Source organism: Pseudomonas sp. NPDC099000 (assembly GCF_044759925.1).
Taxonomy (GTDB): domain Bacteria; phylum Pseudomonadota; class Gammaproteobacteria; order Pseudomonadales; family Pseudomonadaceae; genus Aquipseudomonas.
In genome coordinates, this window is sequence record NZ_JBIWAF010000017.1 from 1 (window position 1) to 13,028 (window position 13,028).

Genomic DNA, 13,028 nt, shown 5'->3' on the forward strand with positions numbered 1-13,028 from the left:
CCCGAACTCAGCAGTGAAACGATGCATCGCCGATGGTAGTGTGGGGTTTCCCCATGTGAGAGTAGGTCATCGTCAAGATTAAATTCCGAAACCCCTATCTGCGTATGCAGGTAGGGGTTTTGTTTTGTCCGCAGGAAAGTTCGTACAGCAACATCGGACGGCTCCCGGCTGTCACAGTCTCCCGACAATGCTAAGGTTCGGCCCTAGCTTTTGTATTTTTCCAAGGAAGCCTTTATGCCGGACGCGACGTCCCTCAGTGCTGGTTTTATGGTGGTTCACGGTAATCGCCTGGACGAATTACGCAGCCTGGTGGTCAGCTGGATGCGGCGCTACCCGCTGGCTCCCTTGGAAAATGAAATCGCCCTGGTACAGAGCAACGGCATCGCCCAGTGGCTGAAGCTGGCTCTGGCAGAGGACCCTGAAGAAGACGACATGGGCGGCTGCGGCATTGCAGCAGCCATCGACGTTCAACTCCCGGGCAGCTTTATGTGGCAGCTCTATCGCATGGTTTTGGGTCGTGATGAAATTCCGGTCAAATCCCTCCTCGATAAAGCTCCACTGACCTGGCGGCTGATGCGTCTGCTTCCGCAGTTGATCAATCAACCGCATTTCGAACCGCTGCAACGCTTCCTTACCAATGACTCCGATCTGCGCAAGCGCTACCAGTTGTCCGAGCGGCTGGCGGATCTGTTTGACCAATACCAGGTATACCGGGCCGACTGGCTCGAAGACTGGGCTGAAGGTCGTCATCAATTGCGAAACGGCAGAGGCGAAGCCAAGCCCCTGACCCCAGCCAACTGCTGGCAGGCAGAGTTGTGGCGGGCTCTGTTGCTGGATGTGGGTGAGCAAGGCATGGCGCAAAGCCGTGCCGGTGTCCATCAACGGTTCATCGAACGTATCAATAGCCTCGACGTGGCACCCAGTGGATTACCTTCTCGGGTGATCGTCTTCGGGATCTCCTCTCTCCCGGCACAAGCCCTCGAAGCACTTGCCGGACTGGCCCGGTTCAGCCAGGTTCTGCTCTGCGTACACAACCCGTGTCGTCACCATTGGGCAGACATCGTCGCCGATAAAGACCTGTTGCGGCATCAATACAAGCGTCAGGCTCGCAAGAGCGGCATGCCTGTTGTGCTCGATCCGCAAACCCTTCACCAACATGCTCACCCGCTATTGGCGGCATGGGGCAAGCAGGGACGGGACTACATCAATCTGCTCGACAGCTACGACGATCCCAACAGCTACCGCTCGGCATTCCGTGATGGGCGCATCGACTTGTTCAGCGACAGCCAGCCACAGAACGTGCTCAACCAGTTGCAGGACGACATCCTCGAGCTGCGCCCCCTGAACGAAACCCGCGCGCTCTGGCCGCCTGTCGATCTCAATCAGGACGAATCCATTCGTTTCCACATCGCCCATAGCGCCCAGCGCGAAGTGGAGATCCTCCACGATCAGTTGCTCGCACGCTTCAGTGCCGATCCCGACTTGAAGCCTCGCGACGTGATCGTGATGGTCCCGGACATCGACAGCTACGCTCCGCATATCCGTGCAGTATTCGGTCAACTTGATCGCTTCGATCCGCGCTTCATTCCCTTCACTCTGGCGGATCAAGGCCAGCGCGGTCGTGATCCGCTGCTGATTGCTGTCGAACATTTACTCAAGCTACCTGACAGCCGCTTCCCCGTGAGCGAGATCCTCGATTTGCTGGACGTTCCTGCACTGCGCGCTCGCTTCGGTGTAGAGGAGCGTGACCTGCCTACCCTGCATCGCTGGATAGAAGGCGCTGGTATTCGCTGGGGAATGAATGCCGAGCAGCGCGCGGGTCTGGGCTTGCCTCAAGAACTGGAGCAAAACAGTTGGCGTTTCGGCCTGCGTCGGATGCTGCTCGGTTATGCCGTCGGCAGCGCCGCCGCCTGCGAAGGCATTGAGCCTTACGACGAGATTGGCGGTCTGGATGCTGCGCTCATCGGTCCTTTGGTCTCGCTGCTGGACGCGTTGGAGATTGCCCACCAGGAGCTGACCCAACCCGCACCGCCCAAGCAATGGGGCGTCAGGATGCAGGCTTTGGTGCAGTTGTTCTTCCAGGCCAGCAATGAGCATGACGACTACTTGCTGGCCCAACTCGAAGAGCTGCGGGAAGCGTGGCTCGAGATCTGCGAGTCAGTGGGCTTGCATGATGAACTGCCTTTGACCGTGGTCCGTGAAGCCTGGCTGGCAGGCCTTGACCAGGGCCGCCTGTCCCAGCGCTTCCTGGCCGGGGCGGTCAATTTCTGCACCTTGATGCCGATGAGGGCGATCCCCTTCAAACTCGTTTGTCTGCTCGGGATGAATGACGGAGATTATCCGCGCGCACAACCGCCGCTGGACTTCGATCTCATGGGCAGCGACTACCGTCCGGGTGACCGTTCCCGGCGCGAGGATGATCGTTATCTCTTGTTGGAAGCCCTGTTGTCGGCACGTGACCAGCTCTATATCAGTTGGGTCGGCCGCAGCATTCGGGACAATAGTGAGCGCCCGGCCTCGGTACTGATTGGCCAACTGCGCGATCACCTCGCAGGCGGCTGGCGATTACAGGTCGACAGTGAAAAGCTGCTGGAAGCCTTGACTCAGGAACACCCACTGCAACCGTTCAGCGCCCGCTATTTTCATGAAGGTGATGACCTGTTCAGCTTCGCAAGCGAGTGGCAGGTGCTTCATCAAACCAGTGAACAGGGAACGGACATCAAGGCCCTTGATGCCTATGTTCAGGAAGAGCCGCTGAGCCTCGGTCAATTGCAGGACTTCCTGCGCAATCCCGTGCGACATTTTTTCAGTCAGCGACTCAAGGTGTTCTTCGAAGCGGCTGAAGCACCCCTGGCCGACGAAGAGCCATTTGTACTCGACGCTCTCCAACGCTATAGCCTCAGTGACAGTTTGCTCGAAGCGGCCCTCGGGCAACTGGATCACGCCGATCATGCGCTTGAGGCCCAGGCAAAACGTTTGCAAAACAGTGGGCTCTTGCCCATGGCCGGTTTCGGCGAATGCCTGCAGCGAGAGTTGATAGAGCCGCTGCCGGATCTGTTGCAACGTTATGAACAACTCCTTGCGTTGTGGCCGACACCGCTCACCAGTGCGTTGCCAGTCAACCTGGAGCTGGAAGGTCTGCGCCTTGAAGGCTGGCTCAGTGGCCTGCACCAACGTGCGGATGGCGGCCTGCTGTCGGTTACCACGATTCCCAACAGCATCGGTTCGATCAAGACCCGCAAGTGGCATCGTCTGACGCGACCTTGGGTCAATCACTTGGTCGCTTGCGCCAGCGGCATGTCCATGACCACCGCGTTGGTCGCCAGTGACGACAGTCTACTACTGGCCCCTTTGGAGCAGGACGCTGCACGTCATGCCCTGAGTAACCTGTTGCAAGCATGGCAAACCGGCATGCGCCAACCCCTCCCGATTGCCGTGAAAACCGCCTTCGCATGGCTCTCTCAAACTGACCCGGCCAAAGCCGATGCCGCCGCTCGCAAGGCCTATGAAGGCGACGGTCAAACCACCGACGGCGAACGCCGTGAAAGCCCGGCACTGGCCCGGCAGTTCGCCGACTACGACGCGCTGACCGCCGAGGAAACCTTTCCCGATTGGTGCAATGCTTTGTACAAACCGATGCTTGAAGCCCCCTGGCGTTCATTGACCAGTGAGGAGGCGCGCTCATGACCACGAAAACCCCGTTGGCCCTGGCGTTCCCCCTCAGCGGCAGCCAACTGATCGAAGCCAGCGCCGGTACCGGCAAGACCTTCACCATTTCTGCGCTGTACCTTCGTCTGGTCCTTGGCCACGGAGGTGAATCGAGTGGATTTGGGCGTGAACTGTTGCCGCCGCAAATCCTCGTTGTCACGTTCACCGATGCCGCAACCAAAGAGCTGCGTGAACGTATTCGCACCCGTCTCGCCGAAGCGGCGCGATACTTTCGTGATGAGACCCAAGCTCCCGATAGCCTCATCGCTGAACTGCGTGACGAGTACCTGCCCGAACAATGGTCCGGCTGTGCGAACCGTCTGGACATCGCTGCACAGTGGATGGATGAAGCCGCCGTCTCGACCATCCACAGTTGGTGCCAGCGCATGTTGCGCGAGCACGCGTTTGACAGTGGCAGCCTGTTTACCCAGACCCTGGAAACCGATCATAGCGATCTGCTGGGCGAGGTCCTGCGCGATTACTGGCGGCTGTTCTGTTATCCGATGCAAGGTGATGCGCTGAACTGGGTGCGGGGTAATTGGGGAGGGCCGGCGGCGTTATTGCCGCGAGTACGCAGTTTGTTCGCCAGTGAGCGTGACAGCGTTGAAGGCAAAGAGCCTGCCGAACTGATCGCCGAGTGCTTGCAGGAACGACGATTGGCCTTGCTCGAACTCAAGATGCCCTGGCGCCAATGGGCGGACGAGCTGCTTGCCATCTGTCACCAAGGTGTTGCGAGCAAAAGTGTCGACGGTCGAAAGATGCAGGCACGTTATTTCGAACCCTGGTTCGAAAAACTGAAAGCCTGGGCCGAAGATGAATCCCTTGAGCAACTGGATATCGGCACGGGCTTCACTCGGCTGACGCCTGAAGGCATGTCCGAAGCCTGGAAAGGCGACGCCCCCGGTCATCCAGCGCTGGACGCCATGCCCGGGCTCAAGGCCAGCCTCGACGGCTTGCCAACCCCCGACGCGGCCGTTCTGCAACATGCCGCGCAGTGGGTCGGGGCACGGTTCGAAGAAGAAAAACGTCGCCGTGCGGAGATGGGCTTCGACGACATGCTGCTGCGCCTCGATGCGGCGTTGCAATCCGAGGGTGGTGAACGCCTGGCGACCCTGATTCGCGAGCAGTTTCCGGTGGCGCTGATCGATGAGTTCCAGGACACCGACCCGGTGCAGTACCGGATTTTCGAAAGCATCTATCGCATCGAAGACAACAACCCTGAATGCGGCCTGTTTCTGATCGGCGACCCCAAGCAAGCGATCTACGCCTTTCGCGGCGCCGACATCTACACCTACCTGCGCGCCCGCCAGGCTACTGCTGGCCGTCTGCATACTCTGGGTACGAATTTCCGTTCCAGCCATGGCATGGTCAATGCGGTGAACCATGTGTTCGAGCGCGCGGAGTCTCGTGAGCTGGGGCGTGGTGCGTTTCTGTTTCGTGAAAAGAACGGTGAGAACCCGGTACCGTTTCTGCCCGTCGAATCCCAAGGGCGCAAAGAAGTTTTGCACATCGATGGCCAGCTCGTGCCGGCTCTGAACATCTGGCACCTGTCCGCCGATCAGCCGCTTGCCGGCGCGCAATACCGACAAAAGCTCGCCGCCGCATGCGCCAGTGAAATCACCGCGTTACTCAATGGTGGCCAGGAAGGTCGGGCAGGTTTCATAGAGCAGGACAAGGACTTCCGGGGCCTGTTGCCCGCGGACATCGCGATTCTGGTTCGCGACGGCAAAGAGGCCCAGGCCGTGCGCGGCGAACTGTCTGCACGCGGTGTGCGCAGCGTTTATCTGTCGGACAAGGATTCGGTGTTCGCCGCTCAAGAAGCCCACGACCTGCTGACCTGGCTCAAAGCCTGTGCCGAGCCGGACGTCGAGCGACCGCTGCGAGCCGCATTGGCCAGCATCACGCTGAACCTGTCCCTGGCGGAACTGGAGCGGCTGAATCAGGACGAACTGGCCTGGGAAGCGCGGGTCATGCAGTTCCGCGGTTATCGTGAGCTGTGGCGCAAGCAAGGCGTGCTGCCCATGTTGCGGCGCTTGTTGCATGACTTCCAGTTACCTCGCTCGTTGATCGCGCGCAGCGATGGTGAACGGGTACTGACTAACTTGCTGCACCTGTCCGAGCTGTTGCAACAGGCCGCTGCCGAACTCGATGGCGAGCAAGCGCTGATTCGTCATTTGTCCGAGCACCTGGCGTTGTCCGGTCAGGCCGGCGAAGAACAGATTCTGCGTCTGGAAAGCGACGAGCAACTGGTCAAGGTCGTGACCATTCACAAGTCCAAGGGGCTTGAGTATCCCTTGGTGTTTCTGCCGTTCATCTGCTCGGCAAAACCCGTGGATGGCAGCCGATTGCCGTTGCATTACCACGATGCAAACGGCAAGGCGCAGGTGACCTTGAAGCCGACTGCCGAGTTGATCGCTCTGGCTGATGATGAGCGTCTGGCCGAGGATCTGCGTTTGCTCTATGTCGCCCTGACCCGGGCGCAACATGCCTGTTGGCTTGGCGTGACCGATCTCAAGCGCGGCAATAACAACAGCTCGGTGCTGCACCTTTCTGCGTTGGGTTACTTGTTGGGCGGCGGGGCGCTATTGGCCGAATCCGCAGGCTTGAAACGCTGGCTCGAAGATCTACAACAGGACTGCCCGGCACTTCTGTACGGTGATATGCCGCATGCAACGGCCGAGCATTACCACCCCCCTCGCAATGACGCGACGTTGCTCGCGCCGCTGATACCCAAACGCAAAGCCAGTGAAAACTGGTGGATTGCTTCTTACAGTGCCTTGCGCATCGGCGACAGTCTGAGCGTGGGCAGTGACGAAGCCCCGGAGAACCCGCAGGCACAAAAGCTCTTTGACGATGAACGTCTCGATCCGCAGGCGCCACGAGAAGTGGCCGCTGGTGGTGCCGATATCCATCGATTCCCCCGCGGCCCAAACCCCGGCACCTTTCTCCATGGTTTGCTGGAATGGGCCGGTGATGAAGGTTTTTCTGCCGCACCACAAATAGTGGAAGACGCCATTGCCCGTCGCTGCAATCGCCGTGGCTGGGAAGGCTGGATCACTACGCTGAGCGATTGGTTGCAACACTTGCTCAAGTCTTCGTTGCACCTCGGCGGGGGACAGGATCCGGTCGTGTTCGAGCAGCTCACCCAATACCGTGTCGAGATGGAGTTCTGGTTCGCCAGCCATAAAGTCGATGTACTCAAGCTTGATGAACTGGTGCGCCAATACACCCACAACGGCGTTGCCCGGGTGGCCGCTGAACCGGTCTTGCTCAACGGCATGTTCAAGGGCTTCATCGACTTGACGTTCGAGCACGACGGCCGATATTACGTTGCCGACTACAAATCCAACTGGCTGGGGCCCGATGACGCGGCGTACACCGATCAGGCCATGGAGCAGTCGATTCTCGACAATCGATACGACCTGCAATACGTGTTGTACCTGTTGGCCCTGCATCGCCAGCTCAAGGCGCGGCTTGCCGACTACGATTACGACCGGCATGTCGGTGGCGCGCTGTACCTGTTCTTGCGCGGCACGCGGGCATCCACACAAGGCGTGTATTTCGCCCGTCCGCCCAGAGAGCTCATTGAGCGTCTGGATCGACTCTTCCAGGGCAAGTCAGAACCCAAGGCTGAACCCGCCTGGGAACAGGGAGTATTGCTATGAGTCGCACCTTCGCCGATTTGCTGCCCACGCCATTGGCAGCCGAAAGCCTGGCGGATCTGGCACCCCTGAGTCGCGCCGATGACTTGTTGCTTTTACTCTCGCGCTGGGTCGAACGCGGCTGGCTGCGGGCACTGGACAAGGCCTTTGTGGCCTTCCTCCACGAGCTTGCCCCCGACGACGATCCGTTGGTATTACTCGCCGCCGCATTGACCAGTCACCAGCTGGGTCACGGCCATGTCTGCCTGGACCTGTTCGAGACGCTCAAAGAGCCGGATTTTGCCCTGTCGCTGCCACCGGAAGGTGATCTGCAAAGTGGCGCTATGGTGTTGCCGTCGCAACTGCTTGAAGCGCTGGACGGTGCCCATTGGTGCAAGGTCCTGGCGTCCAGTCGTCTGGTGGCTCTGGCGGTCGATGGCCGTGAGGCTGCGCAATCCCGGCCCTTGGTGTTGTCGGGCAAGCGCCTGTACCTGCGTCGCTACTGGATTTACGAAAGGCGCATCGATAACGCCCTTCGCCTGCGCCTGGCTGAACACGAAACTACGCCGAATGACTTGCCCCAGCGACTCACTGGTTTATTCGGTCCAGCCAGACCCGGCGAAGTGATCGACTGGCAGAAACTCGCCTGTGCCCTGGCTACCCGCAGTGCGTTCAGTATCGTCACCGGCGGCCCGGGGACCGGTAAAACCACCACGGTCGTGCGGTTGCTGGCATTGCTCCAGGCGCCAGCCGTGGAGACAGGCAAACCGTTGCGCATACGTCTTGCTGCGCCCACCGGCAAAGCAGCGGCACGGCTGACAGAGTCCATCAGCCAGCAAGTCCGGACGCTGGAAGTCGATGAAAACGTAAGAAACAAGATCCCCTCTGATGTGACTACAGTGCACCGCTTGCTGGGCAGTCGCCCCGGTACCCGGCACTTTCGTCACCATGCCGGTAATCGCTTGCCGCTGGATGTGCTGGTAGTGGACGAAGCCTCGATGATTGACCTGGAGATGATGGCCAATCTGCTCGACGCGATGCCGGCCCATGCCCGGCTGGTGTTGCTCGGTGACAAGGACCAACTGGCATCGGTGGAGGCCGGCGCCGTGCTCGGTGATTTGTGCCGCGACGCCGAGGCCGGTTGGTACAGCCCGCAGACACGCCAGTGGCTGGAGACGGTCAGTGGTGAAAGTCTGGACGCCAGCGGTTTGCAGGAAGACGCTGACGCAACTCACCCCCTGGCCCAGCAAGTGGTCATGCTGCGACACTCACGCAGGTTCGGTGAGGGCAGCGGCATTGGCCAGTTGGCGCGTTGGGTCAACCAGCAAAAACCGGAGGAAGCCCGCACGTTGCTGGCTGCTCGAAGTCACGGCGACGTGTTTTCCCTGCCCCTCAAAGGTGAGCACGACCGGGCACTGGAGCGCTTGCTGCTCGAAGGCCATGGCGACGGACCGCAAGGTTATCGCCACTACTTGAGTCTGCTTCGCAGCCAGCGGCCACCACTCGATAGCCTGCTCGATGATTCACGCTGGACCGATTGGGCGCGTCAGGTGTTGCAAGCCTTCGACGCCTTCCAGTTGTTGTGCGCGGTACGCAAAGGGCCATGGGGCGTGGAGGGTTTGAATCAACGTGTGACTGCCGCCCTGCTCAAGGCTCGACTGATCGACAGCGACCAGCAGTGGTACGAAGGTCGCCCCGTATTGATGACGCGTAATGACTATGGCCTCGGTTTGATGAACGGCGACATCGGCATTGCCCTCAAACTGCCGGAACGTGATGGGCCTGAGGCTGGCAAGCACGTGCTACGTGTGGCGTTCCCGCGCAATGATGGCCAGGGTGGCGTGCGATTCGTTCTACCGAGTCGGCTCAACGATGTCGAAACGGTTTACGCCATGACCGTACACAAATCCCAGGGCTCGGAGTTTGCCCATACGGCGTTGATTCTGCCGGATGCCCTGAACCCAGTACTTACCAAGGAACTGATCTATACCGGGATCACCCGGGCCAAAAACTGGTTCACCCTGATCGAACCTCGTGCCGGAGTGTTTGAGGAGGCCGTACGGCGCAAGGTCAAGCGCTTGAGCGGGTTGATGCTGGAATTGGAAGATGGGATCGAGCCGAGCCATTGAAAGGGTGGCACTACGCCGGAAACTGTCCGAAGTGCCGTAGTGCACCGCCTCGCTGGGGGATAAACGCTATGCTATGGTTGCGGCATCATTTCGTAACATCGAAGAGAATCCCTGCATGAAGGTGGCTGTCTGGACGACAGGGCGCGTCGTTGGCCGCAAGCAAGTGCTGCTCGCGGGGTTTCTCTGTTGGATGACCGGTGTTGTGTTCGCTCAATCGGAAACCCCGGTGAGCATGGCCGACCAACGTGCCAGATCGGTCACTCAGGTTGTCCTCGGAATTCTCAGTTACGCGCGCTGGCCTGTTGAGCCTGCACAACTGCGCCTGTGTGTGGTCGGCCCCACCGAATACACCGACGACCTGGTCAAGGGCACGACCCAGGCCACCGGTCGGCCCGTCACCGTGCGCCGTTTGTTGGCCGACAACCCGTCGATTGTCGGTGAATGCGATGCGGTGTACATCGGCAAGTTGACCGACGCCGAGCGCCGCCAACTTTTTGATTCGCTGACAGGACGCCCGGTGTTGAGCATCAGCGAGAGCGATGATCAATGCACCGTCGGCAGTCTGTTTTGCCTCAGGGTCACTGATGATCAGGTGTCTTTCGAGGTCAACCTCGACTCCGTCGCCCGCAGCGGCGTGCGCATTCACCCCAGTGTGCTGCAACTGTCCCGCCGCAAGTCGGCGGCGCCATGAGTCTATTCAAACCGGGTAGTCGCCCAACCTTGCGCTCGGTCATCGGCCGCGGCCACTTGATCGTCGCCCTGGTGGCCGTGGCCATGGCCAGCCTCTCGCTGACACTGCTGGGTGTGTTGGCGTTGCGGGTGTATGCCGACCACAACTTGCACCTGATCGCGCGCTCGATCAATTACACCGTGGAAGCCGCGGTGGTGTTCAACGACAAGGCCGCGGCTACCGAGGCCCTGGCACTGATCGCTTCCACCGAGGAAGTCGCCGACGCCCAGGTGCTGGACCAAAAAGGCACGTTGCTCGCGCGTTGGCAGCGACCGGAAACCGGGCTGTTCTCCGAGCTCGAAATGCAGATTGCCAAGGCCTTCCTGGAAAAGCCCATCAATATGCCGATCGTCCATCAAGGCCGGGAAATCGGCAGCATCCAGCTCACGGGGCACGGCGGCAGCCTGATGCGCTTTCTGCTCAGCGGCTTGATGGGCATTATTCTGTGCACGGCCGTCAGCGCCTGGGTCGCACTCTACCTGGCGCGCCGACAACTTCGCGGGATCACGGGGCCACTGCGAAGCCTGGCCGCCGTAGCCCACGCCGTCCGCAGCGATCGAGCCTTCGACCGGCGCGTGCCACCCGCCGATATCGCCGAACTCGACAACCTGGGCAACGACTTCAATGCCTTGCTCGATGAACTCGAGTCCTGGCAGACCCACCTGCAAAGCGAAAACGAAACCCTGGCACACAAGGCTAGTCACGACAGCCTGACCGGGCTGCCGAACCGGGCGTTTTTCGAAGGTCGTCTGATTCGTGCACTGCGCAATGCCCACAAGCTCAATGAGCGTGTGGCCGTGCTGTTTCTCGACAGTGACCGGTTCAAGGAAATCAATGACAGCTTCGGCCATGCCGCCGGCGACGCCGTGCTGGTTGCAGTGGCCAGCAGGGTTCGGGCGCAGTTGCGCGAAGAGGATCTGGTGGCGCGTCTGGGCGGTGACGAATTTGCGGTGCTGCTGTCGCCGCTGCACAAAACCGAAGACGCCGAGCGGATTGCCGACAAGATCCTCGCCAGCATGGAAGTGCCAATCCCGTTACCGGGTCATACCCATGTCCTGACTTCACTCAGTATCGGTATTGCCGTGTACCCGGATCATGGCGCTACACCGGGTGCGTTGCTCAATGCCGCCGATGCGGCGATGTACCAGGCCAAGCGCCTTTCCCGAGGTGCACAGCACACGTCCGGGTCGGAGCACCCGGTCGCCCACGTTCAAACCAGGAGCTAATAGTTGTGTTCTCAATCACCCAGCGTTCCCTGCGATTTTTCGCGATCACCTTGTTCATGGCCGTGCTGGCATTGACCGGGTGCCAGACCGCACCACAAAAAGGTCTGACCCCGGCGCAAATCGCTGTACTCAAACAGCAAGGCTTCGAGCTGACCGATGAGGGCTGGGCGTTTGGTTTGTCCGGTAAAGTACTGTTTGGCAGTGACGATGACAGCCTGAATGCCGCCAGTACCGAGATCGTCCAGAAGATCGGCAAGGCATTGCTCGGTGTCGGCATCGAGCGAGTGCGGGTCGACGGTCACACCGATGCTTCGGGCAAAGAATCCTACAACGAACAACTCTCCCTGCGTCGCGCGAAAAGCGTCGGCAAGGTGCTGACCACGGTCGGCATGAAAGACGAAAACATCCAGCTGCGCGGTCTCGGCAGCAGTCAGCCGGTGACGTCGAACGACACCGCCACAGGCCGCACCGAAAACCGCCGGGTATCGATTGTGGTGAGCGCCGACTAGTCGGCGAACAGCATCTCCCGGCTTTCACCCATCAACAGGCCTTGATTCTGCTCGGTGACGGCGCGGATGTAATCCCACAACAGGGTAATCCGCTTGAGCTTCCTCAGGTCCTCGCGGCAGTACATCCAGAATTGCCGGGTGATGTTGATCTCTTCCGGCAACACCGGCAGCAAACGCGGGTCCTGAGCCGCGAGGAAGCACGGCAGAATCGCCAACGAGCGTCCTTGCTGTGCGGCCACGAATTGTGCGATCACACTGGTACTGCGCAGATTGGCGCTGGCGCCGGGCAACACATTCGCCAGATACAACAGCTCCGAGCTGAACGCCAGATCGTCGACATAACTGATGAATGAATGCTTGCCCAAGTCTGCCGGGCGGCGGATCGGTGGGTGCTTGTCCAGATAATCCTGCGTTGCGTAGAGCTGGAGTTTGTAGTCGCAGAGTTTGCAGCAGACGTACGGGCCGTGCTCCGGGCGCTCCAGGGCGATGACGATGTCCGCCTCGCGCTTGGACAGGCTGATGAAGTGCGGCAGCGGCAGGATGTCCACCGAGATCGCCGGGTAGGCGTCGACGAAATGGCTCAGCTGCGGGGTAATGAAAAAACTGCCGAAGCCTTCGGTGCATCCCATGCGGACATGCCCGGATAATGCCACCCCTGACCCCGAAACCTGTTCGCAGGCCATGTGCAGCGTGCTTTCAATCGATTCCGCGTAACCCAGCAAGCGCTGACCTTCGGCGGTCAGGACAAAACCGCTGGTCCGGGATTTCTCGAACAGCAGAGTACCCAATGCCGCTTCCAGCGAACTGATGCGCCGCGACACGGTGGTGTAGTCGACCGCCAGGCGCTTGGCCGCGGTGCTGGCCTTGCGGGTGCGGGCGACTTCGAGGAAAAACTTGAGGTCATCCCAGTTCAACGAGCCTAAGGACGTGATGTTTTTTTGCATGATGGACCGGCTTTTATGTGCGTTCTTATTAGAAGTTTGCACATCTATACTCCAAAAACAGTCCGACAACCAATTCGCGACACACGCCTCATCTCAAGGCGACTTATCCGCCTTGGCTCCCTGCATAACAATAAGTATTGG

The 13,028-nt window shown here is 59.9% G+C and carries 7 protein-coding genes; 6 read left to right on the forward strand and 1 reads right to left on the reverse strand.

The annotated features are described in order from the left end of the window. Nucleotides 1-234: 234 nt before the first annotated feature. The 6 genes from recC to ACIQV9_RS19225 all read left to right on the forward strand — a co-directional run bounded on the left by recC (nt 235) and on the right by ACIQV9_RS19225 (nt 11,943). Nucleotides 235-3,687: an exodeoxyribonuclease V subunit gamma gene (gene recC, locus ACIQV9_RS19200; RefSeq protein ID WP_403104510.1), complete on the forward strand. Its 3,453-nt coding sequence runs from the start codon at nt 235-237 to the stop codon at nt 3,685-3,687. Further along, nucleotides 3,684-7,373 (forward strand): exodeoxyribonuclease V subunit beta, encoded by a 3,690-nt coding sequence (gene recB / locus ACIQV9_RS19205; RefSeq protein ID WP_403104512.1) that lies wholly within the window; start codon nt 3,684-3,686, stop codon nt 7,371-7,373. The genes recC and recB overlap by 4 nt, the downstream gene beginning before the upstream one ends. Next, nucleotides 7,370-9,478 carry an exodeoxyribonuclease V subunit alpha gene (gene recD, locus ACIQV9_RS19210; RefSeq protein WP_403104514.1) on the forward strand — a complete coding sequence of 703 codons (2,109 nt, stop codon included), beginning with the start codon at nt 7,370-7,372 and terminating at the stop codon, nt 9,476-9,478. Before recB ends, recD begins: the two co-directional genes overlap by 4 nt. A gap of 115 nt (nt 9,479-9,593) precedes the next feature. Then, a complete protein-coding gene (locus ACIQV9_RS19215; RefSeq protein WP_403104516.1) occupies nt 9,594-10,169 on the forward strand; it encodes a YfiR family protein in 576 nt (191 codons plus the stop codon). After that, nucleotides 10,166-11,434: a diguanylate cyclase domain-containing protein gene (locus tag ACIQV9_RS19220; RefSeq protein ID WP_403104518.1), complete on the forward strand. Its 1,269-nt coding sequence runs from the start codon at nt 10,166-10,168 to the stop codon at nt 11,432-11,434. The genes ACIQV9_RS19215 and ACIQV9_RS19220 overlap by 4 nt, the downstream gene beginning before the upstream one ends. Nucleotides 11,435-11,439: 5 nt before the next feature. Then, nucleotides 11,440-11,943, forward strand: a complete 504-nt coding sequence (locus ACIQV9_RS19225; RefSeq protein ID WP_403104520.1) for an OmpA family protein — start codon at nt 11,440-11,442, stop codon at nt 11,941-11,943. Here ACIQV9_RS19225 and ACIQV9_RS19230 read toward each other — a convergent pair. Then, complete coding sequence (locus tag ACIQV9_RS19230; protein ID WP_109627838.1) at nt 11,940-12,887, reverse strand: LysR family transcriptional regulator; 948 nt, start codon at nt 12,885-12,887, stop codon at nt 11,940-11,942. The two genes, ACIQV9_RS19225 and ACIQV9_RS19230, sit on opposite strands and share 4 nt — an antisense overlap. Nucleotides 12,888-13,028 lie beyond the last annotated feature (141 nt).

What these genes read in the sequence shown, in the direction of transcription:
- recC (WP_403104510.1), top strand. Translation starts at nt 235, where the DNA reads ATGCCGGACGCGACGTCCCTCAGTGCTGGTTTTATGGTGGTTCACGGT.
- recB (WP_403104512.1), top strand. Translation starts at nt 3,684, where the DNA reads ATGACCACGAAAACCCCGTTGGCCCTGGCGTTCCCCCTCAGCGGCAGC.
- recD (WP_403104514.1), top strand. Translation starts at nt 7,370, where the DNA reads ATGAGTCGCACCTTCGCCGATTTGCTGCCCACGCCATTGGCAGCCGAA.
- ACIQV9_RS19215 (WP_403104516.1), top strand. Translation starts at nt 9,594, where the DNA reads ATGAAGGTGGCTGTCTGGACGACAGGGCGCGTCGTTGGCCGCAAGCAA.
- ACIQV9_RS19220 (WP_403104518.1), top strand. Translation starts at nt 10,166, where the DNA reads ATGAGTCTATTCAAACCGGGTAGTCGCCCAACCTTGCGCTCGGTCATC.
- ACIQV9_RS19230 (WP_109627838.1), bottom strand. Translation starts at nt 12,887, where the DNA reads ATGCAAAAAAACATCACGTCCTTAGGCTCGTTGAACTGGGATGACCTC.